27 protein-coding genes are annotated in these 23,355 nt (G+C 52.9%); 20 read left to right on the forward strand and 7 right to left on the reverse strand.

Features of this window, described 5'->3' with window-relative positions; genetic code table 11:
- Window positions 1-141: 141 nt before the first annotated feature.
- Complete coding sequence (locus tag CW354_RS02170; protein ID WP_104828389.1) at window positions 142-990, reverse strand: LysR family transcriptional regulator; 849 nt, start codon at window positions 988-990, stop codon at window positions 142-144.
- 173 nt (window positions 991-1,163) lie between these two features.
- Between CW354_RS02170 and CW354_RS02175 the strand changes: the two genes are divergently transcribed.
- The 5 genes from CW354_RS02175 (at window position 1,164) to CW354_RS02195 (ending at window position 5,309) form a co-directional block, all read left to right on the forward strand.
- Complete coding sequence (locus tag CW354_RS02175) at window positions 1,164-1,805, forward strand: peroxiredoxin (protein ID WP_104828390.1); 642 nt, start codon at window positions 1,164-1,166, stop codon at window positions 1,803-1,805.
- An 83-nt stretch (window positions 1,806-1,888) separates the two neighbouring features.
- A complete protein-coding gene (locus tag CW354_RS02180; protein WP_104828391.1) occupies window positions 1,889-2,218 on the forward strand; it encodes a hypothetical protein in 330 nt (109 codons plus the stop codon).
- Between the two features lie 28 nt (window positions 2,219-2,246).
- Window positions 2,247-4,079, forward strand: coding sequence for a Na+/H+ antiporter NhaA (gene nhaA / locus CW354_RS02185; RefSeq protein WP_104828392.1), 1,833 nt, complete (start codon window positions 2,247-2,249; stop codon window positions 4,077-4,079).
- A gap of 45 nt (window positions 4,080-4,124) precedes the next feature.
- On the forward strand, window positions 4,125-4,334 hold the full coding sequence (locus CW354_RS02190) for a hypervirulence associated TUDOR domain-containing protein (protein ID WP_104828393.1): 210 nt from the start codon (window positions 4,125-4,127) through the stop codon (window positions 4,332-4,334).
- A gap of 201 nt (window positions 4,335-4,535) precedes the next feature.
- A complete protein-coding gene (locus CW354_RS02195) occupies window positions 4,536-5,309 on the forward strand; it encodes a sulfite exporter TauE/SafE family protein (protein ID WP_207764621.1) in 774 nt (257 codons plus the stop codon).
- A 90-nt stretch (window positions 5,310-5,399) separates the two neighbouring features.
- On the opposite strand, the gene CW354_RS22875 is transcribed toward CW354_RS02195, so the two are convergent.
- Both CW354_RS22875 and CW354_RS02200 read right to left on the reverse strand, forming a co-directional pair.
- On the reverse strand, window positions 5,400-5,588 hold the full coding sequence (locus CW354_RS22875; RefSeq protein ID WP_133162129.1) for a hypothetical protein: 189 nt from the start codon (window positions 5,586-5,588) through the stop codon (window positions 5,400-5,402).
- A 147-nt stretch (window positions 5,589-5,735) separates the two neighbouring features.
- A complete protein-coding gene (locus tag CW354_RS02200) occupies window positions 5,736-6,659 on the reverse strand; it encodes a bifunctional transcriptional activator/DNA repair enzyme AdaA (RefSeq protein WP_104828394.1) in 924 nt (307 codons plus the stop codon).
- A 503-nt stretch (window positions 6,660-7,162) separates the two neighbouring features.
- Between CW354_RS02200 and CW354_RS02205 the strand changes: the two genes are divergently transcribed.
- Both CW354_RS02205 and CW354_RS22880 read left to right on the forward strand, forming a co-directional pair.
- Window positions 7,163-7,573 carry a GreA/GreB family elongation factor gene (locus CW354_RS02205; RefSeq protein WP_104828395.1) on the forward strand — a complete coding sequence of 137 codons (411 nt, stop codon included), beginning with the start codon at window positions 7,163-7,165 and terminating at the stop codon, window positions 7,571-7,573.
- 1 nt (window position 7,574) lies between these two features.
- A complete protein-coding gene (locus CW354_RS22880; protein WP_133162130.1) occupies window positions 7,575-8,234 on the forward strand; it encodes a hypothetical protein in 660 nt (219 codons plus the stop codon).
- A 181-nt stretch (window positions 8,235-8,415) separates the two neighbouring features.
- Here the strand turns inward: CW354_RS22880 and CW354_RS22885 are convergent, their stop codons facing one another.
- Window positions 8,416-8,742 (reverse strand): hypothetical protein, encoded by a 327-nt coding sequence (locus tag CW354_RS22885; RefSeq protein WP_133162131.1) that lies wholly within the window; start codon window positions 8,740-8,742, stop codon window positions 8,416-8,418.
- Between the two features lie 729 nt (window positions 8,743-9,471).
- Between CW354_RS22885 and CW354_RS02215 the strand changes: the two genes are divergently transcribed.
- From CW354_RS02215 to CW354_RS02225, 3 genes are all read left to right on the forward strand, one after another.
- The gene (locus tag CW354_RS02215) at window positions 9,472-10,332 is read left to right on the forward strand and encodes a group III truncated hemoglobin (protein ID WP_133162132.1); all 861 of its coding nucleotides are present in this window, start codon (window positions 9,472-9,474) and stop codon (window positions 10,330-10,332) included.
- A 28-nt stretch (window positions 10,333-10,360) separates the two neighbouring features.
- Window positions 10,361-10,825: a hypothetical protein gene (locus tag CW354_RS02220; RefSeq protein ID WP_104828398.1), complete on the forward strand. Its 465-nt coding sequence runs from the start codon at window positions 10,361-10,363 to the stop codon at window positions 10,823-10,825.
- Between the two features lie 112 nt (window positions 10,826-10,937).
- Window positions 10,938-11,369, forward strand: coding sequence for an RrF2 family transcriptional regulator (locus CW354_RS02225; RefSeq protein ID WP_104828399.1), 432 nt, complete (start codon window positions 10,938-10,940; stop codon window positions 11,367-11,369).
- Between the two features lie 36 nt (window positions 11,370-11,405).
- On the opposite strand, the gene ytfE is transcribed toward CW354_RS02225, so the two are convergent.
- On the reverse strand, window positions 11,406-12,089 hold the full coding sequence (gene ytfE / locus CW354_RS02230; RefSeq protein WP_104828400.1) for an iron-sulfur cluster repair protein YtfE: 684 nt from the start codon (window positions 12,087-12,089) through the stop codon (window positions 11,406-11,408).
- Window positions 12,090-12,696: 607 nt separating this feature from the next.
- Between ytfE and CW354_RS02235 the strand changes: the two genes are divergently transcribed.
- The 10 genes from CW354_RS02235 (at window position 12,697) to CW354_RS02280 (ending at window position 20,681) form a co-directional block, all read left to right on the forward strand.
- The gene (locus tag CW354_RS02235; RefSeq protein ID WP_104828401.1) at window positions 12,697-13,059 is read left to right on the forward strand and encodes a cupin domain-containing protein; all 363 of its coding nucleotides are present in this window, start codon (window positions 12,697-12,699) and stop codon (window positions 13,057-13,059) included.
- 286 nt (window positions 13,060-13,345) lie between these two features.
- Window positions 13,346-14,110, forward strand: coding sequence for a succinate dehydrogenase iron-sulfur subunit (locus CW354_RS02240; protein ID WP_207764633.1), 765 nt, complete (start codon window positions 13,346-13,348; stop codon window positions 14,108-14,110).
- Between the two features lie 5 nt (window positions 14,111-14,115).
- Complete coding sequence (sdhC, locus tag CW354_RS24005; protein WP_104828491.1) at window positions 14,116-14,502, forward strand: succinate dehydrogenase, cytochrome b556 subunit; 387 nt, start codon at window positions 14,116-14,118, stop codon at window positions 14,500-14,502.
- An 8-nt stretch (window positions 14,503-14,510) separates the two neighbouring features.
- Window positions 14,511-14,897 (forward strand): succinate dehydrogenase, hydrophobic membrane anchor protein, encoded by a 387-nt coding sequence (gene sdhD / locus CW354_RS24010; RefSeq protein ID WP_165793483.1) that lies wholly within the window; start codon window positions 14,511-14,513, stop codon window positions 14,895-14,897.
- Window positions 14,898-14,981: 84 nt separating this feature from the next.
- The gene (locus CW354_RS02255) at window positions 14,982-15,425 is read left to right on the forward strand and encodes a CBS domain-containing protein (protein WP_104828403.1); all 444 of its coding nucleotides are present in this window, start codon (window positions 14,982-14,984) and stop codon (window positions 15,423-15,425) included.
- A gap of 66 nt (window positions 15,426-15,491) precedes the next feature.
- Window positions 15,492-15,845, forward strand: coding sequence for a DUF488 domain-containing protein (locus CW354_RS02260; RefSeq protein ID WP_104828492.1), 354 nt, complete (start codon window positions 15,492-15,494; stop codon window positions 15,843-15,845).
- A gap of 216 nt (window positions 15,846-16,061) precedes the next feature.
- Window positions 16,062-17,102: an N-acetyl-gamma-glutamyl-phosphate reductase gene (gene argC / locus CW354_RS02265; protein ID WP_104828404.1), complete on the forward strand. Its 1,041-nt coding sequence runs from the start codon at window positions 16,062-16,064 to the stop codon at window positions 17,100-17,102.
- A 1,228-nt stretch (window positions 17,103-18,330) separates the two neighbouring features.
- Window positions 18,331-18,756, forward strand: a complete 426-nt coding sequence (gene rnk, locus CW354_RS02270) for a nucleoside diphosphate kinase regulator (RefSeq protein ID WP_104828405.1) — start codon at window positions 18,331-18,333, stop codon at window positions 18,754-18,756.
- A gap of 135 nt (window positions 18,757-18,891) precedes the next feature.
- Entirely contained in the window at window positions 18,892-19,320 is a 429-nt protein-coding gene (locus CW354_RS02275) for a GreA/GreB family elongation factor (protein WP_104828406.1), read from the forward strand.
- Window positions 19,321-19,427: 107 nt separating this feature from the next.
- Window positions 19,428-20,681, forward strand: coding sequence for a D-amino acid dehydrogenase (locus tag CW354_RS02280; RefSeq protein WP_104828493.1), 1,254 nt, complete (start codon window positions 19,428-19,430; stop codon window positions 20,679-20,681).
- A 50-nt stretch (window positions 20,682-20,731) separates the two neighbouring features.
- On the opposite strand, the gene CW354_RS02285 is transcribed toward CW354_RS02280, so the two are convergent.
- Together CW354_RS02285 and CW354_RS02290 are read right to left on the reverse strand one after the other, a co-directional pair.
- The gene (locus CW354_RS02285; protein WP_104828407.1) at window positions 20,732-21,166 is read right to left on the reverse strand and encodes a cupin domain-containing protein; all 435 of its coding nucleotides are present in this window, start codon (window positions 21,164-21,166) and stop codon (window positions 20,732-20,734) included.
- 37 nt (window positions 21,167-21,203) lie between these two features.
- A complete protein-coding gene (locus CW354_RS02290; protein WP_104828408.1) occupies window positions 21,204-23,354 on the reverse strand; it encodes a TonB-dependent receptor family protein in 2,151 nt (716 codons plus the stop codon).
- Window position 23,355: the final 1 nt, after the last annotated feature.

Genomic DNA, 23,355 nt, shown 5'->3' on the forward strand with positions numbered 1-23,355 from the left:
AACCAGAGTGACATGCACGTTGCCTTGCTGATTAAATAAACACAAACGAGTTTTAATGCATCATAATATAAAAAATCTTGTTGTTATGTTACGCGTCGGGCGAAATACACATGAACTGAGGACTGCGGCGACGAGATTCGCTCAAGCGGATATTGCCGCGGCTGAACGGAATCCGCTGCGGGTGCGGTCGATTACGCCCTGATCGGCTTTGGTCGAATGAACCAAATAAGCCGAATAGGAGAATTCAGGGCTATCGGGAATAAGCGCCAGCCTGCCTTCCTCCAGATAGGACCGGATGAAGCCCTGGCGAAAATAACCGGCGCCGCCGACCGCGAGGATATATTCAAGCGCGAGCGGCCCGTGGCCGATGTTGATCACTGGATTTGACTGTTCCGGGAACGCCGCCTGATAGCCTGCCAGGAACTCTTCGCCCCAATCGATCAGCACATAATCTTCTGGGTTTAGCGGCTGATCGGTCGGGGTCGTTCGAACCAGGACCAACTTTTCTTCGAACAACAGCTCCGTGATGACGCCAGGTCGACGCGGCGCCCCATAGAGAATGGCGACATCGAGCGAGCCCTCCTGCACGCGCTCCATTAGCTGATCGGAACCGCCGATCACCGTGCTGATCGCAATATCCGGGCATTCGCGTCGCATCCATAGCAGCCAATGACGAAGGAGCGGGCTCCATAGGCTCAATTCCGCCCCGACCATGGCGATCGTTTCACGACCCGGAGGCAACGCAACAGACTGCTTGGCCCGATCCCAAACCTGAACGAGGGTTGTGGCAAACCTGAAAAATCTTTCTCCTGCGGGCGTCAAGCGCGCTCCGGCTTTGTTACGGATGAATACCGGGCGCTCCAATTGATCTTCCAACGTGCGAATGCGCGCGCTGACCGCGGTCTGCGTGAGATTCAGGTTTGCTGCGGCGCTGACGAAGCTGCCAGTTTTTACGATCTCCAGAAAAGTCCGCGCCACATTGATATCCATGGATGCAACCTCTTTCACATTAAGGGAATACGGACTTGCCCCCTTTAACCCCGATTTCCTGAGGCCCATTATAAATGCAATTTTCTTGCATTTAAAAGCCAATAATATTCGTTTGCTTGATGTTTTTTCGCGGATCATGCTTGGCGAACATTCCAACGCAAAGGATATCAAGAATGACCCTACAGCTTGGCCAGTCCGCGCCCGATTTTGAGCAAGAAAGCACTCATGGTCCCATCCGGTTTCATGACTGGCTTGGCTCGTCATGGGGCGTCTTATTCAGCCATCCGAAAGATTTCACGCCGGTTTGCACGACGGAGCTGGGCGAAGTCGGCCGCCTCGGGCCAGAATGGAGGAAACGGAAAGTCAAAGTGATCGGCCTTTCTATCGATCCCGTGGATGCGCACCGCAAATGGGTCTCCGATATTCAGGAAACGCAGGGTCATGCAGTGGATTTTCCAATGCTCGCTGACTCCGACGGCAAGGTTGCTGAACTCTATGATATGATCCATCCTGAATGCGACCCGACGATCACGGTCCGAGCGGTATACGTCATCGATCCGTCCAAGAAAATTCGGCTCGCACTCACCTATCCGCCCAGCACCGGACGGGATTTTTCAGAAATCCTACGCAGCATCGACAGCCTTCAACTGACCGATGCACATAGCGTGGCGACGCCTGTTAATTGGAAGCCCGGAGAGGAAGTTGTTATTTCCCCGAAACTTTCTGAGGAAGAGGCGACCCGTATTTTCCCGCAGGGCTACCGCACGCTCAAGCCTTATCTTCGGATGGTCGAACTGAAGTGGTTCAACTCATAACAGAAACGCCAGAATGAGGAATCATCTGGTCTTCGGCTGCATAAATGTAAATTGAAAACAGGCTATGCATTGAAATAAGAGAGATGAACGTCATGGTTCAGTGTATCGACAATCAACTTGGAGCAAAAAGTTCAGACAACTCTGGATCCGGCGCAATCGATACACTCCTAACTGCATTTGACAACGCGGTAGTTAAATTTGGCCGGGACGACACAATGGCGGCTGCGATCGCAATCATCATGTCCCATGCTCTTCAGTGGCGTGCCGCAGACGCATATGGCAATATTCTCCACGCTAACGCCAACCTGTTGGAAAGACATTGCAGCGCCGCAAATCGTCTGTCCGCTCCTGGCGGCGTCGAGGCGCCGAATGATTACAACCAACCACATTACGCATCCTGCGCAGAGATATGATTAATTGGAACACTGAACAAAAGATATAATGACGAATTTGGGGCCAATTGCGCCACCCACCATCGACCCGAAGCATGACTTTAATATCGGCGACATAAATTGTGGTCGCGAAATGGTGTTATACGGCAGCTATACATCTGAGCCTTGCCGAAGACTGCGTGATATCATGCGCCGGATCACGCAGCGATCCTTTGGCCAAATTGCCTATGTTTATCGACAGTTCCCCGAAGCCAACAGCAATATTGCTGAGCTCGCCGCTCGCGCAGCTATTGCGGCCGGCCAACAAGACAAATTCTGGGAAATGCATGAAGCGCTTTTCCAACGCGGTCAAAGCCTTGAATTGAGTGACATTCAAAAACTAGCATCTACAATTGGCGTCGAGGACGTAAAATTCAACCAAGATTTGAACTCCGAAGCAACAAACGCGCATGTCGCAGCCGACCACCGCTCGGCAGAACTCGCTGGCATTACTCAAGTTCCGGCTCTTTTGATCGACGGCCATCACTATTTTGGATCCTGGGACGAGATGTCGATCCTTGAAACGATCGAAAAACCCTTTGGCTTTCGCATCGAGCGCGCAAGCGAACGTTTCTTTGGGTGGGCGGCGTCAGGGGGCCTAATTCTGGGGCTAGCCGTCATTGCCGCTTTGGTCTTTGTAAATATTGGATTTCATCCGCTTTATGACTCCATCAGACAAACATCCTTTGCACTGGCGCTTGGCGGATCTTCTTTCGCGTTGCCCGTGCAAACCTGGATTAATGACGGGTTGATGACGATTTTTTTTCTAATCGTCGGTATCGAAATCAAACGAGAGATACTTTGGGGCGAATTATCGACCGTTTCAACCGCGCTATTGCCGCTCGCCGGCGCGCTTGGCGGCATGCTCATGCCTGCCGCGATATATACAACCCTCAATTGGTCAGGCCCCGCCGCCCATGGCTGGGGCGTGCCTATGGCGACTGATATCGCTTTTACAATAGGGATTATGGCGCTGCTGGGACGGCGCGTGCCGAATTCACTCAGAATCTTCGTTTCCGCCCTCGCAATAGCGGATGATCTGGGCGCAATTGTCATAATTGCCGTGTTTTACGGATATGGATTGCATTTTTCAGCGTTGGCAGGCGCATTAGCGTGTTTGGTACTCATGGCGCTTTTAAACCGTGGAAGAGTCTATCAGCTGACGCCGTATCTGGCCTTAGGCGTCCTGCTTTGGATATTCATACATGCCTCCGGCTTGCACGCGACGCTTGCCGGCGTATTAACGGCGGCGATTATACCATCTCGCCGCACGGCAAATATCGCGGAAGTCGCAGCACAGGCGACAATAATCGCCGAAAAAGCGGATAACAATATTGCGCCATTCGCCCACAATACCGCCGCTGCAGCGATCGGAGTGTTGGAAAAGGCGATCGCCCGTTTGCGAGAGCCCGGACATCATCTTCAAAGGGCGTTGGAACACTGGACCACTTTCCTCATCCTGCCGTTATTCGCATTTTTCAACACGGGTATAATTATTGACGGCTCCAATTTTTCGCCATTTTCCGCGGAAAGCCTGGGCGTCATTCTCGGGCTGACAATCGGCAAGCCTTTAGGGATTATCGCAGCTTGTTATATTGCTGTTCATATGGGATGGGCTCGTTTTTCGTCCGAGATTACTTGGCTTCAATTATTAGGCGCAGGCTGCCTGGCCGGTGTGGGCTTCACCATGTCTATTTTCATCGCGACGGCCGCCTTTTCCGATCCACAGCTCGCATCCGTCAAGCTGGCGACGCTTCTGGCGTCCATCATTTCCGCTATTTTGGGCGGCGCAATCTTAAGTTGCGCAGGCGCGAACCTCGATCGTCACACTATTCATAATTAAAACCAAACGTCTGTCATCAACACATAGACATATGGAGCCGGCGAAATGGCAAAATTCGATATCGGAGATCGCGTAGAATGGAACTCCGAAGCGGGACGAGTGAGCGGCAAGATAATAAAAATACACACGAGTGATTTCCAGTATAAAGGCCATGGGAGACGCGCCTCAAAAAACGAGCCTCAATACGAAATTAAAAGCGACAAGACCGATCACGTCGCCGCCCATAAAGAAAATGCACTTACAAAGCTCGATTGACTCTGGCAGCGGCCGCCCGGAAGGCTCAAGCCTGCGCTGCGCAAAATGTTCACATGCGGCGCCCGGATCTCGAGATCAAGGAAATACAACATTTCCCAATAGCCCGGAAAGTCCGTCATACGCACTGCAAATTACGCCTTATAATTAAAGGCTCGAATGCTGTAACGGCCGGCACGGGGATTCATAAAGCATTCATGCTAGATGATTGACGCATTTGGTTCTTTTTCTCAAGTAATGATATTGTTCGCAGCGGCCTTTGGCGCCGGCGTGCTCAATACGATTGCCGGCGGCGGGACGTTTTTAACATTTCCGGCGTTAGTTTTGGCAGGCATAACGCCTGTTGCCGCCAATGCAACCAGCGCTGTTGCGGTTTTTCCCGGTTACCTCGGCGGAGCGTTCGGATTTCGTAAAGAACTGTTTTCCTTTGACAGGCGGTTTCTGCTTCGTCTTATCTGCATAACGACGGTTGGCGGCATCGTTGGATCAGGGATGTTGGTCGTTTCATCCGATCGAGTATTTTCGTTCGTGATTCCGTTTTTACTGCTTGTATCGACATTAATATTTCTGTTTGGCGAGCGACTGCGTATCCGGTCTGCATCGAGCATTCATCCGACAAATTGGAATGGCGTGGCGGGAATGTTCGCCGTCAGCGTCTATGGGGAATATTTCAATGGCGGGTTGGGCATCGTAATGCTTGCTCTGTTCGCACTATGGGGAATGTCCAACCTTCATAGGATGAATGCCCTCAAAAGCGGACTCAGCTTTGTTCTTTCAGCGCTCTCGGTTGGCGTATTCGCTATCGCCGGCCTGATCGCTTGGCCGCAAGCAGCAATCATGATGTTCGCATCAACCTTAGGCGGCTATGCAGGAGCGCCAATCGCCCGCGCCTTGCCAAGGACGGTTCTGCGCGCGCTTATTGCAGCGATTGGCTTTGGTACGAGCGCAATATTTTTTGCACGGCTAGGTCGCGTGTAAACTTAATCACCCATTGTGCTGTTCAGCACGCCACAGGCGCTTGTTATCGCTCAGTGTCCTCTGTACGAAAAGACGCCTTGTTTTTGATGCTTAATCGGACGTCTTTTCTTTATCCCGCGGATTGGCGTCTACACCCAACGTCCAACTCGGCGGATCGCTGGCCGGAAACGATGCATTGAGCGTATCGTCGATCCCCCCTTCCCATTTACTCGTATCCGCTTCATAGGCGGGAACGACCCGTGATTGGTTGGGGACACTTTGTTTATCGGCTGCACTCATGGCTCAAGACACTTTTTGTAGATCGTCAGGCGGCAGGTTCGCTCATGCATTTTCGGGAAACCCTTGGCATGACTGCCCGTACCGAAAGGAAAACGTTTGAACCATTAGTGATTCACCGGACCGGCCCGGGGAAGGCCGGCCCGGCGGTTAGGGACAGCTCAAGGGGAGAGAGGACCTGTCCAACCTTAATCGCGAGAGGTTGGCATGCAACGCCAACGGTCCATCAATTCTTGCGTTTAAAATCCGTTTCCGTAATCGCGCAGAAAACGCAACACTTTCGTATTCTGCGGGGATGTTGCTCATTAAATGTCGAGGATTATTCTGCTCAACAGCCTGGATTATCCAGGCTTCCCGTTTTCCATCGCGCCAACATGCGGATGCGGATGGCAAACAAGATTTGAGGATCTGCAGCAGAGCCGACAATGACTTGTCTTCCGCAATCATGCAAATGCCGCTGTCAGTTCCCGCCACAAGAACACATTCCGAATCGCTTTCCACAATCGCGTACCAGATCGCCGCGCCAACGCCGCCAGAGCGCCAAGCAGCAGGCGTCATGCCCAGATTGAACTTGGCTTTTTCGTATGCCCGGGAAACGGCGCCAAACCCTGCCTGATAGATCGCATCAGAAACAGAATACCCGAGCGTTAACAATGTGCTCAGACGTTTCCATCGCAATTCTTCCGCGTATTCGCCTGGCGTTACGCCAAGTGTTTTCTTGAACGTTCGGTGTAGATGAAACCGGCTAACGCCGACTTTCGTCGCCAACTCATTCAGCACAGGTGCATGCTTGCCCTGATGGAGCGCGGCGCATGCCCGGATCACAGCCTCTGTTTGCGGCGTCAGCGCTGACTGCAAATCTGGGCGACAGCGTTTGCATGGCGCAAACCCGGCCGCATTTGCAGCAGCCCAATTCGGGAAGAATCGGACATTGCGACGCAATGGAGTTGACGTCGTACAACTCGGGCGACAATAGACCCCCGTAGTGACCACCGCATAGACGAAATCCGCGTCCCATGTCCGGTCGCGGGAAACCAACGCTTTCCAACGCTGCTCTTCGGCCGCGGCCGCCATGTCATCACTCCTTCTTATCCAACACACTTCATATTGGTTTAGCGCGGCCCATTTTCTATCCGTTTGTTGCTATTTTGCTCTCAGTTCGAGCCTCGAGATCGAGACTTTCTCTTGAGCAAAAGCCCCCCAATCCGGCAAAATCCGTTACGATTAACTCATTTTCGAATGACCATAGCGCTCTTTCAGCCCTGCGCGCCGGGCAAGTTCAGTACTTGATTTTTTGAACTGCACGCACAATCTCGCAGATGACATGAGCATGATCTTTATATTCCAATGCTGCGTTCATCACGCGGGCCAAACTGTCGCAGGCCATTAGCCCCGCGCTCTTACTGCCGTTTAGTTAAGAGCGCGGGGGATACCCAAAAAACTATACCGCCACAATTAGGAAGGGGCTGCCACCGCTTCTTGCAGATGAACTTCATTTTCCATTCCGATTCCGGCCGCCCGGAGGAGGGGCGAGGCCCCATAGGTCACCTTGTGAATGAACCCAGGAGAAATCAAAAATGCCCAACGAAGCGACCGAGATTTTCAAGAAGCCGGCAATATATATCACTGAGGCTGATTACGATGCGCTTTCGCCGCTTATCAGTGCGGCAAATGGCGACGACACCGCAGATTTCCTGGCTGATGAAATCGAACGGGCCATCCGAGTTACCTCGGATGTGGGCGGGTCGTTCGTCAAGCTCGGCTCTTGTGTCGTGTTCAAAGACCTTGCGACCGGGGTTCTCAGAGAAGTTCAGCTAACCATGCCGAAAGACGCGGACATCAGCGCATCGCGAGTATCGGTCTTGGCGCCGGTCGGCGCCTCCTTGATTGGTCTTACCGAAAAAAGCAGATTTCAGTGGATCGGCGCCGACGGGAAAATTCGGGAACTTGAGGTTGTGAGCATACAAGATCCTAAACTGGCGGCATGATATGGGTGGTGTGAACGATACAAGCTGCGCTCTTGCAGCGCATGCTTTGATAAGAGCCCGATGGGAGGCTCGCGACATCCTCGCGCGCCGGCCAAGAGAAGAAGCAATCGACCAGCTAAACGCTCATGCGTCAGAATGTGAATTGTCGATAAGCGCCTATGATCAGCTGTTGAGCGTAGCCCTGAACCAGGCTTCGCAAGAAATTCAGAATGAAAAGGCTGTTCTGCAGACTCCGCCGCCGCTTTTCGTCGCCTTTGACGACAAGCATGATTCTCAACGTCGAGCGGTTCGTCGAGCGGTTTTTGGACGGGCCGAGAATCACTGGCAAAGCGCATTTGAGAACGCCATTTCATTCGCTGGCTCCCTCGGAAATGCGAAACCTGATCACTACTCCAAACTCGAAGCAAGGCACATGCTGTCGGCAGGCCTCATCGAAATGCAAAGATGGCTTTGGGATCATCCCCACATTCCGGCAAACTTGGATGTGCGCTTAGCCATGTTTTTGAGCCTTCCCGGCTTGGAAATGCGGCGCAATGAAGTTGTCGTTACCCCTAATGAGTTTCCTCTCGCGAACAGGCGCCCCTCAATCCGCGGTGTTACACAATGGATCAAACGTCAGTTCTCCAACCAACTTCACAGAGGAACAAAATATCCGTTATGAAGTGCCACATTACGAAAGGTTCCGGAAATAGCGCGGTCGCAGTACACGATCGCAAATAGGATGTTAGCGCATTGCCGTAGGCTGCGAACGCTAGCTCAGTCAGCCAGCCTTCCCACTGCGATCATCCGTCAAAAACCTCGGATGCCAGGCGGCGCTGGACGCCAGGCCATCTCGCATTGGTTTATTCAATTCGAACCATGGAAGCCGCCGAAAACTGAGCCACTGATGGGCTGGACCAGCATTGAAGCTGCTTTCGCTTCCATTTGACTCGAATTTTCCGATTTAAAAAGCGCGGCAGCGTTCGCCAAATCACGCGGGTGATCCAACAAAATTGAATATCGCGCAATATTGCCGCAAAACCATAACTATCAGGACGAGCTGTCTCGACGCCTGCTGCGCAACGCCAGCGACCACCGCCGTGCTCAAATGCCAAAAGAGTATATGCGCCGCCAGCCTTAGAATAAACAGCATTTTCGGCCGCATTAACTTTTGACGCCCAGAAAGACATTGTTTCTCTATTTTGAGCGGACATCAAATGAGCACTGGCGCATCTACCCCTATGGCCGCACTCTCTAAATCCAATGCGCTTTCCCCATTAACTCGCATGCCTCACTCAATTTTCTCATTGTGGTTGGGGAGGCTGGATATCTAAATCCGCCACGCATCGAATTGCTCAAGTGCTTCAGCCCCATTATTTTAGTCGAATGAATTCAAAATCCACTGGCGGACGAAATGCAGACCAATCCGCACCCCCTTTGAAGAATACCTGATCTGGGCGTGTAACGATCCCATAGTTCTGATTTGATCAAATATATAGATATCTCCCGCCAAACCCGACCGCGGCCCTCATGTAAAAAACGACCTCGGCGTCGCAGCTCGTCACGACGGTAATATATAGAGATGCATTACCTCACAAGAACTCCGTAAAGCACAGCCTACACCAAAGCACCAATCATCGCGCAATTGGCGTTTGTTGATGCGGCGTGTGAAATTTTCACGATTACGGCCGACAGACTAGCCTCCCATGCATGCAGTACACATTAAAGTTCCAAAATTGAATTACTCGCCACCGTGCGCTACCTTCCGGCCTCGTCCATTACAGGCAGGAAGAGCCACGAAGTCGCGCCCAATTCCGATTGCGTTATTCTGTCTCATTTTTGCAGTATTTACAATACTGCTTTTAGCACCCATATTCCTCTTTAGATGTATTTTTGTTATATCTTTTGGAGGCTTCACCGTGACCGTAGAAGCAGTTCAATATGAGGGCGCGCCTGGCGCGCTAATCAACGAAGAAATGGTGAAATGCGTAGTACACAAATTCTACGCACGAGCCCTGCAAAACGCGGTTTTAGGGCCAATATTGCGCAACGCCGTTGGACTAAATTGGACTGAATACATTTCCCTGATGACTGACTACTGGACAAGCGTCTTGCTAGACACGGAACGTTATCACGGCAACCCTATTCTGGCGCATCTGCAGCACTCCGAAATCAAGCGCGAGCATTTCGATTTATGGCTTGGGCTCTGGCGCGAAACCGCTGAAGAATTCTGCGCGCCGCCAGCGGCGGCGGAGTTCGTCCGCAAAGCCGAAGATATTGGTAACAGCCTGAAACTGAACTTATACGAAAAGCCTAATTTCCGCCAATCTGAGTATGACCCATATTTGTCATCTCGGTTATTCACGACACAGCCGGACGACCAGCCCGGCGTTGCAAAACCTGACATAAACCCTGCTCCCGCATCGGAGATACATCCCCGCATCTATTCATATGTATTCGGCGCTTATGCCTGGATGCTCTTTTCCTTGTGGATGGCGCTGCGCTCTGACGGCGGTGCGGTATTTATGATCGCTATCTCATCCTTTTTTCTGGCTATGTATGCCGGCGTTCCCTATCTATTGTCTGCGCTAGGACGCCGATATAGCGGCGCCAACGCTCCGAAACGAAATGACTTTGGAACATTCCTTGACAAAGATATTTCTACTTTTACCGGAACAATAACTGGCCGGGAGGCCCTTATCCAAATCACCATAATACCAATTCTGCTTGCGCTTGGGATGTCCGCTATTGCGCTTATTATCTCGCATGCGCGAGCTTGATGGGCCTTGTTCATCGAAGCGTAGCCAAATGCACAACAGACGATTGATAGTAGGTATTGGCGCTATCACGATTCCCGCAGTCTGGCTCGGGATGTTAATTGGCGTTTCGTTTGTCGCAACGCCCGTAAAATTTGAAGCTCATTCTCTCGACTTGCTGACCGCGCTCGAAATCGGTCAGGTCACGTTTTCTCTATTCAATAAGATTGAATGGGGCGCCTGCTCATTGCTTATTGCGTTTATTTGGATGAGCCGCTGGCCTCTCATCCGAACGATGTTGGCGGCTTGGGTATTGTTTCTCATCACTGTTCAATCCGCGTGGTTGCTGCCGGTCCTGAACGCTTACATCGAGAGCATTCCTCATGGAGCGCAAAAACCTCCGTCACTGGAGCACTCCGTATACAGCGCTATGGAGACAATCAAATTAGTCAGCTTGGCCGCAATTGCCGCAATGGCGATATCGGGTAATATTCGTACGAGCGCGCCCCTACGCTAAAGGAAAAGAATTTATCGAATCGGGCGGAGCCCTGATTGATCTTTTTCAGGTGACTGGGCAGAGACAAACCATTAAACGTAAAACAAATGTGAAATGCGAGTAGGATCTGACGATGAGACTTACAGTTTATAGCGACTATGCGTTGCGCCTTCTCATGTACGTGGCGATCAATTCCGAGCGGCTCTGTACGATTCAGGAAATTGCAGATCATTACAATATTTCGAAAAACCACTTGATGAAAGTGACCTACGAGTTGGGGCTGGCCGGATACATAGAAACGGTTCGAGGGCGCAGCGGCGGCATCCGACTTGCGCGTGCATCCAGGGATATCGGCATCGGAGATGTTATTCGCTCGACCGAAGAAGATTTCAAGCTTGTCGAGTGTTTCGACCGCAGCACAAACCAATGTATGATTAGCGGCAGATGCAAGCTTGCCCGAATACTCGACGAAGCGCTCGGCGCTTATATGCAAACGTTGGACAAATATACGTTAGCGGACTTGGCGTCAGAACGCGGCCTGAAGAAGCTATTGGCTGTGAGTTAATTAACGCAACCTATCCCCCTCCAACGGCAACAAATTCTACTGTTGGCCGGATTCAAAACGTGGAAACAACACGTTATTCTCCAAATGTATGTGCTCCATCAAATCTTCGACAAGTTTCTCAACACCTGAATAGAGCGCCGCCCATGTTCGACATGCTCCTTCCGGCAAAGAAAAGTGATCCGTCAACTCTTCAATCTGACGCAGATGGGCGCCATGATCGTTATGGTCGTGGCGCATTTGTATTATCGGCGCGTCGAACTTTTCACCATCGTGCGCTCTCATGGATGGAAAGAGGATCAACTCCTCTTTTTTCATGTGAACTTCCAGCTCTCCAATCATCAGATTTAGAATCTCTGAAAGGCCCCGCGGCGCGTTGGGATGATTTACATGAACTTCCTCCACCCGGCGCGCAAGCCTGACAAGCTCCGGAAGTTCCCTGCGATGTGTTTCATGATATCGTTTCAGAATGTGGTCGATTAGAGCGGCCGTCTCAGCCGGCGCAGCGTCGCGTTTGCTGGCCGAGCTTAAGGCTTTCAGATCATTTTCGAGCCGCTCGAGAACAACGCCGCGCCTATGTGCAGCATCCTTTAGCGCTTGCTCGCCACCGCAACAAAAATCAATACCATGCTTACGAAACACGCTGGTCGCTCCCGGAAATGTAGCGGCGATATCGCCGACCAATCGTGATGACAGCGGAATCCGCGTTTCGTCGGATTTCATCCTTGATCTCCTAAATTAAACTGCGGGGCTCCGAGTTCCACCGCGATTTCGCATTCGCGCATAAGCGCTCGCCCTCGCGTCCGTCCAAACCTGAAAAAAATTACCGAGAACAGGACTGTGACGAATGCGCCGCCAATTTTTAACATGTATATGCTATATATGTTATGTCACCCCATACTCATTTAAAATGCGACAAATTGCGCGCAGCTGACTGGGCCGCCATCGAGCTTTTATATTCGGTGTACTTGGTTTGGCGGATCACTATCTATAGATCCATATTTTCAATCATGGCGGCATGATGGTGTGGCGCGCATTCGCGCTCATACAGATTGTCAATATTCTTAGAGCGGCCAACCTATTGCGGCCCCCTTAGCGATGCATTATAAGATATATTTACAGTATTTGTTATTGCTTGGGCTGTAGCTCTGACCAGAGCGTGAATTCCTCGCTGCGCGTAAGAGGAGGCTTATCCGCATAACGAAAATACTCACAAATCAGACGATTGCTCCCTTTGTATCAAACTATGCGCGGTCTCGGAACCGTATCACTATGAACCCGAAACAGACCTGGCAAAGATCTCGCGTCGCAAACAGAAGGAAATTATTCAGTGGAGCCGCCCTGCACAAAATCTGGTGAGATCGTAGACTTGGCGCTTGCAGGCTGTGATATCGTTGATGCGCAAGCCAGTGCGATCATAAGAACAGACTATTTTGAAACCGTGCGCCTGCCCTTGCCGGCTGGGCTGAAGTTATCCGAACACGGGGTCGGCGGCGACATCAGCTTGCACTGCCTTGATGGTCGTGTGGAATTAGTCGTTGATAGCTCTTCGGTCGAACTCAGGCCGAACCAATTGGTGTATTTGCTGGATGGCGCAGCGCATTCAGTGACCGCAATCGAAGATTCATTGCTATTGATGACCGTGTTCTTTCATCAATTCAACGCCAAACCTCAATGGGCGTTAACGAAATGAGAAACTGCCATGCGGACGTCAAAGTTGAGGAATCCTAGCGCCATCGATCACGAATTCCATCCTGATCCTTGTCGCATATTCGAAGTCAGTCGTCAGATGATTTATGCGGATTGCGACATTTTCGGTATTGACTGTTGGGAAAATGAAGGCGGCCTCATAGTGGACGCTAGTGAACCTTATCGTCATCGTGACGATGATTGAAAGACAGATCATGCTTATCTACTCTTCGAACCAGCCACCTCAGCAGACTTACCTAAAAAGATTCCCTGTTCCCAGAAACTTCAAAATGGATCAGCACTCCCGAATCGGACACGGCCGAATATGGCCCGCGCCTCGTCCGGCGGAGAAAATCAAGAAACTTGAGGTTTACCGATATGAACCCGACACTTCAACAAATCCTCGGATCGATACTTATGAAATCGATCTCGGGAGTTGTGGTCCGATGGTCCTTGATGCGCTTGTCAAAATAAAGAACGAAATTGATCCCACATTGACCTTTCGCCGTTCCTGTCGTGAGGGAATTTGCGGCTCTTGTGCAATGAATATCGATGGGATGAACTGGCTGGCGTGCACGCGTTTCCTGTCCGAAACCGCGGATCCCGCAACGATTTATCCGCTCAATAATCTTCCGGTCATCAAAGACCTGGTCCCGGACCTGACACATCTTTACGCACAATATCATTCGGTTGAACCATGGCTCCAGACGACAACTCCGGATCCCGATTGCGAAAGGACGCAATCGCCCCGGGACCGGCAGAAATTGGAAGGGTACTATGAGTGCATTCTCTGTTTTTGTTGCACTTCGGGATGCCCCAGCCATTGGTGGAATGGAGATCGTTTCCTGGGGCCGGCCGCTCTCCTGCAAGCATGGCGCTGGCTGGCTGACAGTCGCGATGAATCGACCGGCAAACGCCTCGACGAACTTGAAGATCCATTTCGCCTGTATCGCTGTCATACAATCCTGAACTGCACGCGCACCTGCCCGAAAGGGCTTAATCCCGGAAAAGCCATCGCCGAAATCAAAAACTTGATCATCCAACGCAACGGTTGAAACCAATGCCTAACTGTCATCGCCCAAAATCACCGGATATTCAGATTTACCGTCCACAACTCACCTCAATACTATCGATCAGCCACAGAATTACGGGAGTATTTCTAAGCCTTGGCAGTTTTGTGATTGTAGCTTGGCTTGCGGCCGGCGCTTTCAGTCCCTCCGCTTACCTTAACTTACTGGCGTTCCTTAAATCCTGGTTTGGCATAAGCATTCTGGTAGGCTGGAGCTTCTCTGTGTTTTTTCATCTGTGCAATGGCGTTAGACATTTATGCTGGGATCTCGGATACGGATTCCGACTCAGCTCAATCTACGCCTCAGGATGGGTCGTGGTCACATTGAGCGCCGTATTGACGATTGGGTGCTGGGCAACAGCAATATATTTGAATTGAGGCGTCAAATGAAGAGATTTCAATTCCAAACGCCTCTCGCGCATGCTCGCGGGATTGGTTCCGCAAAGTCAGGCGCCGGCCAATGGTGGGCTCAACGAACTTCAGCATGCGCGCTCGCTCCGCTGACACTATGGTTCATTGTTTCGGCTGTGCGCCTACTCTCAGACGATCATGAAGCTTTCCTTATTTGGATCGCCTCCCCCGTAAACGCCGTTTTAATGGCGCTTATGATCTTGGCGCTGTTCCGTCATATGGGACTGGGTCTTCAGGTGATCGTGGATGATTACCTACACGATGACCGCCTCCGAACGCCGGTCAAACTCTCAGTCCAAGCTGGCTGTCAAGTGTTGGCCACAATTGCGCTCTTCGCAATATTGAGGGGTAGTATAAGATAGCATGCCGATTATTAACTCACGCCACAGGCCGTCCCCAGACAAGACGCGAGTGAACACGATCAGGCGTTCGTTTTAGGAGGCTTTATGACAGTGGAAACATTGTTTCCCGCCGCAAAAGAACGACTTGTATCCATTAGCAATACCGCGCCTTTAACCGAAGCAGCAGCGCGTCTTGGCTCCGGACATGTCGATCTTATCGCTGTTTGCGACAAAAGCGGAATAATCGCTGGCGTCATCAGCAAGACAGATATCGTATCGCGGATTAGCCAATGCCGCGGCGATGCATGCGCAATAATGGCTTCTTCCGTCATGAGTAAGAATATCGTATATTGCCGCCGTAGCGATAGCCTTCGATCAGTCTGGAATCTTATAAAGCAGAACGGAGTTTTACACCTTCCGGTCGTCGATGACGATCTTCGTCCAGTTGGCATGATCTACGCACGCGATGTCCTGCAAACTCTATTGCAGGAAGCGAAACATGAAGAAGATCTATTACGTGACTACGTTAACGGAGTCGGTTATCACTAAAGCATCGAAACGCAACACTAGAATAATCACGCCAATTATCACTTTATGACGAAACAAAAACTGACGATGGATATAAAGATACGAAGGGCTTATGACTGCGTAACATCGTCGGACGGTTATCGCGTCCTTGTGGATCGAATTTGGCCACGCGGGCTCTCTAAAAAAGAGCTCAGAATAGATTGCTGGATGAAGGACCTCGCTCCCAGCACACCCCTGCGAAAATGGTATGGGCATGATCCGAAAAAATGGAAGCAATTCAAGAAACGCTATTTCGGCGAACTTGCCGACCATCCTGACTTGATAGACGAACTCATCGCCCTGGGCCAAAAATCAGTGATTACGCTTGTCTTCGCCGCGAAAGATCAAGAACACAGCAACGCCGCCGCGCTTCGAGATTATCTCATACAAAACCCGGCCTGAATTTCTGCTGAGTTGCATCTTGCGACTATGATTTATCTGATCACTGGCGCTTCGCAACGAGCCCTATTGTCATTTCCTTAATGTCGGCCATGCTGCGCCTCATCATACGCGCCACACATATGATCAAAATTTTTGCTATGCGCCGCCAATTAATTTCGTTTGTTACAATAAGGGTGCGTTGCGATGATATGACAGGAAGCAACGCGTCGGCACTTAATGACTCGACAACTTGAAATCGCTATTCTCGGCGCCGCCGGTTATGCCGGCGTCAATCTGGTCCGGTTGGCCTTGTCTCACCCAAACATTAAAATCAAGGCGCTCGGAACGCGGCGCAAGGACGGTGAACATCTGCGAGAGATATGGCCCCAATTTCTTGGGTCTCCGTTGCCTCCTTTGAGACACATAGACGAAATCGATTATTCATCAGTAGATGTTGCATTTAGCTGCATGCCCCATGGCGTTTCGGCGCAGCGTCTTTCTCAATTAACTTCGCCGCACATTATCGATCTTTCGGCGGATTTCCGGTTAGACTGCCCTGAAACCTATGCCCAATGGTATGACGCCGCGCATCCGTGTCCAGATCTGTTGTCGACAGCTGTTTATGGACTTTCTGAGTTCGCAAAGGAATACCTTCCACGGTCGCGTTTGGTCGCCTGCCCCGGATGTTATCCCACTGCGGTCTTGTTGTCTTTATTGCCCCTAGTTGAAAACGGCCTCATAGATACCACACGTATTGTCATTAACGCGCTTTCCGGACTCTCCGGCGCCGGTCGCAGTGGAAATAATTCGCATTTGTTTTCGGAAGCCAATGAGTCGGTGCAACCATACAATGTCGGTCATCATCGGCACGTGCCCGAGATTGAACAGGAACTCTCAAAGCGCGCGAAGAAGACGGTAAGTATCAGCTTCACGCCGCACCTGGTTCCCATGACTCGAGGAGAGCTCACGACTACAGTTGTTGAACTTTGTTCGGGCGTAAGCGTGGATGACCTTCAAACAACGCTAAGTTCTCGTTACGACTGCGACCCTTTCGTTTATGTTTTGCAGGATGACGCTTGCCCGTCGACTGATATGGTCCGGGGTACGAATAACTGTGTTCTCAGTGCATTCTCCGCCGGACCGCCAGGTCAGGCCGTCATTATTGCCGCGATCGACAATCTGGTGAAAGGCGCAGCCGGGCAGGCAATTCAGAATATGAACCTGTTATTCGGATTTCCCGAAACTGCAGGGCTCAAATCGGCGCCCCTTATGCCTTGAGGCGGAGGAAATCATTTCTGTAAGAACAATATAAATTCCATATAGAATTCATAGGAGTTGGGATGGCAAATTGGATCACACTAACAACTGCATGTAGTAAAGGATCGATATGGGTCAATCTTGACAACGTCGCTGGAATTCATGTCGTTCCAAAGCAGCATCGATACCAGCACGAGGGACCGTGCACGCGTTTGCATTATGTGGGAGACATTAATTCGTTCTTCGATGTCATAGAAAGTCCTGAGGACGTAGCCAAGACGGGCGGTATAAAAATACTGTAACGGCATAAAAAGACAAGGCAATGTGTCGATGTCCTACACTGTAAAAGCGAATAAGAGCGCCTGCTGCAAAAAGAACCAATATTTCGATGACAAAGAGCATCACCACGCGGCCTATGGCCTGAACGACTGGGAGCGCGCGGGCGGGCGACGATGCCGAATACGCCATACTGGTGAGGATTTTACGGTTAGCCCGGAAAATATTTTAGGCGCATGTTAGAGCACGGCCGGTAATCTAGACGCGCCGACAAGACGATCGGTGGCGTATCTTAAGCGCGCTTGGCGCTTTGCCAAATAAACGCAGCTATATTGGACGGCTTTTGGCGAAAACAAAAATGCCGACTTTTGGTAAATTATCCGGGGCTTCATTTCGAATTTCACTCCGCAGAGAAAAAGAGCCCGAGGTAACCTCAACGTCGATCCTGGTTTGTCATATCTGATTGAGCAGATTTGGCGGTGTGCCAAGAATTTCACTGGGCATCAACTTTCGTGAAACGATCAAGGCGTGGTTTGGCGTGACCGACAACAACCGGGACGCGGATTTGTGGCCCCTTACTCATCATACGTCATGTTACACTGCGCGGTTGCGCAGCGGCCCAGTTCGCCGGCTCCCATAACGCGAAAGGAGGGCAGCCTTTTCCAAAAATGCCGAATACGCATTAAAATTCAGATTGAAAACCTGGTTAATTTTGCTTGACATTACGATCCAGCGTACCGATCTTTGTAACTATGTGTATGACCTGGCCAAAGCTCCGAACCCAAGAACGGGTGTGCCCTATCGCGGGCGCCTAGCCCCGGGCCGGTCTTGTCGCGCTCCGGCTGGGGCTACCACCTCGAAGCCGGTGCCAATTTAGGCAAAAGGCCAACGGCGCGATATTCAAACCAAATCCAGCAGACTGCCGTGCGGACGATCCGCGCGCATTCATAATGTGAACTGTGGAGAGTGACCGATGGCGCCGCCCCCCGGTATTCCAGACATAACACTTTGCAACACTGACTATGAGCATCTTTGCGATGTCGCCAAAGCGTTTCTCGACAAACAACCTGATATTGCCGAAGCCCTGATATTTGAACTCGACCGGGCCCACGTCGTTAACGACTCAAAATTGTCTGCAAGTGTTGTGCGCATGGGGTTGACTCTGCGCTTTGCGACGGATGGCGCAGAAGACCGCGTTGTTACGCTCGTTTATCCCACTTATGCAGACATCTCTAAGAGCAAAATTTCCATCATGACGCCAATCGGTGTGGCGCTAATCGGCTTGTCGGTCGGCCAGTCAATTGACTGGGCTACACGAAGCGGAGGCAAGAAGCGACTTACTATTGATTGCGTATCTAATGAGAGCGATCCGTTGCTCGCGCATGAAGCATGGAAATGAACCGCTTTTTGACCACCAGGTTCGTCTCAAGGGTGAAAGACCGCATTCTCGCAGGATATTAGCCCCTGCGTCGTCACTGTACGACCAGGGGCCATTTTCCATATCTTCCAGATCACTCAGACATTGGAGAATGTCATGTCTCCCGAAAACTTCATCCTGACCGAGAGAGATTTCCTCATTCTTGACGCCTTGACCGCAAACGATGGCGAGATGAATCCGTATTTCTTAGATATTTTACGACAGAAAATCCGAACGGCATCCGTCGTGAAGGTCAATGAAATGCCCGTGAACGTGGCGACGCTTGGAACCAGAGTTTCCTTCGACGTCAACGGGACAAATGCCGGCGAACGCATCCTTGCACAAAAAGCCGATCTATACCCGGTAGGCGCCTGCCTGCCAATCACTTCCCTGCGCGGGCTTGCTCTTCTTGGACTAACAGAAGGCCAATCAATGCGTGCATTGAACATGGCCGGCGTTCCGGAAACGATTACGCTCCGAGCTATCTTGTACCAACCGGAAGCCGTGCTTTGCGAGGCCGCTGCAAGAGCATTGCATCTGACATAGTCGGGTGAACGGCCAGGCGATGTGGCGCGCGCCCCGACGGGGTCGCGCGCTGCATCTATTCTCAGAAAAAGAATTCAATGAAAAAGGCGTACGGACGAGGCATAAACATGAGAGTCCTAATTATTGGAGGCGGCGTGATAGGCGTGACCACCGCCTATTATCTTGCCAAGGCCGGACATGAAGTTGAACTGGTTGAACGGCGCGACGGCCCAGGCCTTGAGACAAGTTATGCAAATGCCGGGCAGATATCTCCCGGCTATGCATCACCATGGGCGGCGCCAGACGTTCCGGCAAAAGTGGTAAAATGGCTTTTAATGACTCATGGGCCGCTAGTCATCCGCCCAAGACCGGATCCTGCGATGTGGGATTGGTTATTTCGTATGCTGCGCAATTGCACGGCTTTACGCTATGCGAAGAATAAGGCGCGTATGACTCCGCTTGCCGAATATAGCCGCGACTGTCTCCGCTCGCTCGCCGCCGACTGCGGTATCGAATTCGATACTGGTCGCCGCGGCACCCTACAGCTGTTTCGCACTCAACAACAAATTGACACGATAAACCACGATGTCGAAATACTAAGACATTTTAATGTCAAGTTTGAGGTGCTTGATAGAAACGGATGCATCGGAGCGGAACCGGGGCTTGCAGACACGAAAGCAAATTTCGTCGGTGGATTGCGCCTGCCGGATGACGATACGGGAGACTGCAACCTCTTCACGACTGCACTTGCAGAACACGCTGCCGCGCTTGGCGCGCGTTTTTCCTATAGCACCGTATTTTTCGAATTCGCATCGGATGGCCGCATGGTAACCGGGGCGCACACATCTCGTGGATTCTTGAGCGCTGATGCATATGTCGTAGCGCTCGGAAGTTATTCTCCGAATGCAGTCCGGGAACTTGGTCTCGATCTGCCTGTATATCCTGTGAAAGGCTACTCTCTCACAATGCCTGTCAATGATGCGACCTCGGCGCCCATATCAACCATTATGGATGAAACCTATAAGACCGCCATCACGCGTTTGGGCGATCGCATCCGAGTGGGGGGCACCGCTGAACTGGCGGGATTCGATCTCCAATTGCGACAATCTCGCCGCGACGCCCTCGAACGGTCTTTTCTTGATCTCTTTCCCAGAGGAGGCAAACCGGAGAAAGCATCCTTCTGGTGCGGTTTGCGACCAATGACGCCTGACGGTCCGCCAATCATTGGCGAAACGCCCATCCAGCGTCTTTACCTCAATACCGGTCATGGAACACTGGGCTGGACAATGGCCTGCGGTTCAGCGCGAATAACTGCCGACCTGATTGAAGGCAAGTCTCCAGAAATAGATGTTGCTGGACTTAAATTGGCTCGATTTAACTAACAGCCAAAAGAAATGTCTGCCATCGACAGCAAAAAAAGCGTCGCTCCAACTTAATCTGGAATCCCCGCCGCCAAAGCGCCCTCCCGGATAAAGACCACCTGGATCAGCACGTCGCCACCCCGCGCCGCCGCCCAGTGTTCGCCGCCTTCGGCCGGAACGATGAGGACGGTTCCGGCCGGGAAAATCCGTTCCTTATCCGGATCAACTTCGGCGCCGTCGCCCCAGGACAACTCGCCCGACAGCACCGTCAGCAGCCGGAGACCGCCGCCCGCCCCGTGCGGCGGCAGGAAATCTCCGTCATCGAGCTTCAGAAGCGCGGCGAGCGGCTGGCCCGCATCGTTGCGAGCGAGAATGCTGCGCTCAGCGACCTCATGCACCGTAGCAAAGGCAAGATCGTCGATCGCGATGGGTGTCGACTCCGCCGCCGCCCCGCCGGCGCAGAAGAGTGCGGCGGCCATCGCGGCGAAGGGGGTGTGCTTTTTCATAAGAGTATTCCTTTTGGCTAGAACTATTGAAGAGCACCTAGAAGGCGAGCTTGACGCCCCCGAAGAACCCGCGGCCGTCCCCCGAGAGGTAAACGGCCTGGTCCGGGCGCGCCTGATCCGTGATCAGCGTCGAGGACGCATAGGTCTCGTCAAAGAGATTGGTGATTTCGCCGAACACCGACACCGCCTTGCTGATCCGGTAATCGCTGCACACATCGACGACGGCGTAGGGGTCGTTATAGAGCGTATTGAGGTTATCGACCGGGGTCTTTTCCGGCGCCCAGCGCACGCTCGTCCCCGCGGACAATTTATCCGAGAGGCTGTAATCCGCCGAAGCGTAGATCCAGTGGCGCGGCGCGCCGGCGAGACGGTTGTCGCCGCGCAATGGATCGTCATGGAAACGGAAATCCTGATAATTATAGACCACGCGGCCGACCAGCGCGTCGGTGATCTGCGCCGTCAGGCCGAGCTCCACCCCGAAATGCCGCGTCTTGTCGGCGTTGATGGCGGCGAGGCGCGCGCCGGACGTATCGCGCAGGCTGAGAAGCTCGTTCTCGACCCATGAGTAATAGGTCGTGGCGTCCCAGGCGAAGACGCCGGCGCGGCCACGCCATCCCGCCTCGATTGTGGTCGCCTCCTGCGCATCGAGATCGGGCGTGGCGAAAACGGCGGCGGCCATGGCCGGGTCGCCCGGATTGGGACGGCCGGGACTGCTGTTGGGCGTGCCGTTGATGGTGGCGAAGAGATCGTCATGGGTCGGCGGCTCGAAACTCCTGCTCACCGCCGCGAACACCAGATTGTCCGCATCCGGACGCCAGCTTATCCCAAGCGCCGGGCTCCATCCGTCATAATCGCGCTCACAGCTGGAGCGGACCCACGGGACCGCGCCGTTCGGCAGCGCCATGGTCGGGTTGCCCGGATTGTAGGCGGCGGCCGGCCGCGTCGCCCCGTCATAGACATCTTCATTGTCGCGGGTCGCGCGGGAATAGGCTACAGAAGGGGAAAGCGTGACGAATGCGCCGAGAGGAATGTGAAACCCCGCGCTGAGCGACAGGGTGTCGGCGTCAAGTTCGTTGGCGCTGAACTGCGCGCCCTTCTCCCCCGACAGGTTGAGGTAATAATCGCGGTCCGCCGATCCTGTCACATATTGCGCCGTCGCCTCGAACAGCGGCAGCAGACTGTCCGCATCAGGCTTGTAGGCGTAGCGGACGACGCCGGTCACGTCGTCGCTTTGCGTCTCGCGCACGCCGGCGACGATGGGAAACCGGAACATGTCGTCGGTTCTTGTATAGCCGAGCGCGACATCGAGGATGTTTGCGCCAAAGCTGGCCGTCGCCCGCGAACCGATCAGCCATTGTTCGGCCTCTCGTCGCGGCTGGTCGCGCACTACATTGGGGCCGGGATTAATCGCGCCCGACGGGGTGACGGTCGGCCCCGTGAACACCGACTCCGGATCCTGTTCCAAGAGGTCCGCCGTCAGCGGGCCGCTGACGTCGAAGCCGAGATCGGTATAGTCGGCGAAGAGGCGGATGCTGACCGTGTCGTTGAGCTTGGCCCCGACATTGGCGCCGACGTGGATACGGCGGGAGTCGTTATAATCGCGATAGCCGTCGCGCCGGCTGACATCGGCCTGCAAGAGAGCGTCGTAATCCTCCGTATGCCATCCATACTGGCCGAGCGCGTTCGCCTGGCCGAAGCTTCCGCCGCTCAGATCAAGCCGCGCGCCTGGCGCCGAGTGCCCGGTCGGCGAAATGAAATTGAGCGCGCCGCCCCACACCGTTGCGCCGAGCCGGTTTGCCAGATAGCCGCGATAGATTTCGATCGCTTCGGCCTCGGCTGGATTGGCGAAGCCGACCACATAGGAGCCGTCGGCGCGGTTGGTCGGCAATCCGTTCTGAAGCACCAGAACGCCGCGCTCGACCGGGTTCTGTTGAAGCCCCGATCCGCGGATCTGGATGCGCGGCTGATCGTTGCCGCCGAAGAAATCCTGGATGATGACGCCAGGCGTCGCCGCAAGCGCACGCGACGCGGTGAGATTGGCGGTGCTGGCGATGTCTTCGGTCGCGACCAGATCGCCGCCGCCCGGAAGCGCCGCAATGCGCTCGGCGGTCAGATCGCGCTGGCCGATCACCACGATCTCGTCGAGAATCGTGGCGCCGGGCGCGGCGGACTGAGCGAATACGGCCATA

It is taken from the genome of Hyphococcus luteus, assembly GCF_002943565.1.
In the GTDB taxonomy this organism is placed as follows: Bacteria; Pseudomonadota; Alphaproteobacteria; order Caulobacterales; family Parvularculaceae; genus Hyphococcus; species Hyphococcus luteus.

Excerpts from the sequence above, each read along its gene's own strand:
- CW354_RS02170 (WP_104828389.1), bottom strand. The coding sequence starts at position 990 with ATGGATATCAATGTGGCGCGGACTTTTCTGGAGATCGTAAAAACTGGC.
- CW354_RS02175 (WP_104828390.1), top strand. The coding sequence starts at position 1,164 with ATGACCCTACAGCTTGGCCAGTCCGCGCCCGATTTTGAGCAAGAAAGC.
- CW354_RS02180 (WP_104828391.1), top strand. The coding sequence starts at position 1,889 with ATGAACGTCATGGTTCAGTGTATCGACAATCAACTTGGAGCAAAAAGT.
- nhaA (WP_104828392.1), top strand. The coding sequence starts at position 2,247 with ATGACGAATTTGGGGCCAATTGCGCCACCCACCATCGACCCGAAGCAT.
- CW354_RS02190 (WP_104828393.1), top strand. The coding sequence starts at position 4,125 with ATGGCAAAATTCGATATCGGAGATCGCGTAGAATGGAACTCCGAAGCG.
- CW354_RS02195 (WP_207764621.1), top strand. The coding sequence starts at position 4,536 with ATGATTGACGCATTTGGTTCTTTTTCTCAAGTAATGATATTGTTCGCA.
- CW354_RS22875 (WP_133162129.1), bottom strand. The coding sequence starts at position 5,588 with ATGAGTGCAGCCGATAAACAAAGTGTCCCCAACCAATCACGGGTCGTT.
- CW354_RS02200 (WP_104828394.1), bottom strand. The coding sequence starts at position 6,659 with ATGGCGGCCGCGGCCGAAGAGCAGCGTTGGAAAGCGTTGGTTTCCCGC.
- CW354_RS02205 (WP_104828395.1), top strand. The coding sequence starts at position 7,163 with ATGCCCAACGAAGCGACCGAGATTTTCAAGAAGCCGGCAATATATATC.
- CW354_RS22880 (WP_133162130.1), top strand. The coding sequence starts at position 7,575 with ATGGGTGGTGTGAACGATACAAGCTGCGCTCTTGCAGCGCATGCTTTG.
- CW354_RS22885 (WP_133162131.1), bottom strand. The coding sequence starts at position 8,742 with ATGTCTTTCTGGGCGTCAAAAGTTAATGCGGCCGAAAATGCTGTTTAT.
- CW354_RS02220 (WP_104828398.1), top strand. The coding sequence starts at position 10,361 with ATGCACAACAGACGATTGATAGTAGGTATTGGCGCTATCACGATTCCC.
- CW354_RS02225 (WP_104828399.1), top strand. The coding sequence starts at position 10,938 with ATGAGACTTACAGTTTATAGCGACTATGCGTTGCGCCTTCTCATGTAC.
- ytfE (WP_104828400.1), bottom strand. The coding sequence starts at position 12,089 with ATGAAATCCGACGAAACGCGGATTCCGCTGTCATCACGATTGGTCGGC.
- CW354_RS02240 (WP_207764633.1), top strand. The coding sequence starts at position 13,346 with ATGGATCAGCACTCCCGAATCGGACACGGCCGAATATGGCCCGCGCCT.
- sdhC (WP_104828491.1), top strand. The coding sequence starts at position 14,116 with ATGCCTAACTGTCATCGCCCAAAATCACCGGATATTCAGATTTACCGT.
- sdhD (WP_165793483.1), top strand. The coding sequence starts at position 14,511 with ATGAAGAGATTTCAATTCCAAACGCCTCTCGCGCATGCTCGCGGGATT.
- CW354_RS02255 (WP_104828403.1), top strand. The coding sequence starts at position 14,982 with ATGACAGTGGAAACATTGTTTCCCGCCGCAAAAGAACGACTTGTATCC.
- CW354_RS02260 (WP_104828492.1), top strand. The coding sequence starts at position 15,492 with ATGGATATAAAGATACGAAGGGCTTATGACTGCGTAACATCGTCGGAC.
- argC (WP_104828404.1), top strand. The coding sequence starts at position 16,062 with ATGACTCGACAACTTGAAATCGCTATTCTCGGCGCCGCCGGTTATGCC.
- rnk (WP_104828405.1), top strand. The coding sequence starts at position 18,331 with ATGGCGCCGCCCCCCGGTATTCCAGACATAACACTTTGCAACACTGAC.
- CW354_RS02275 (WP_104828406.1), top strand. The coding sequence starts at position 18,892 with ATGTCTCCCGAAAACTTCATCCTGACCGAGAGAGATTTCCTCATTCTT.
- CW354_RS02280 (WP_104828493.1), top strand. The coding sequence starts at position 19,428 with ATGAGAGTCCTAATTATTGGAGGCGGCGTGATAGGCGTGACCACCGCC.
- CW354_RS02285 (WP_104828407.1), bottom strand. The coding sequence starts at position 21,166 with ATGAAAAAGCACACCCCCTTCGCCGCGATGGCCGCCGCACTCTTCTGC.
- CW354_RS02290 (WP_104828408.1), bottom strand. The coding sequence starts at position 23,354 with ATGGCCGTATTCGCTCAGTCCGCCGCGCCCGGCGCCACGATTCTCGAC.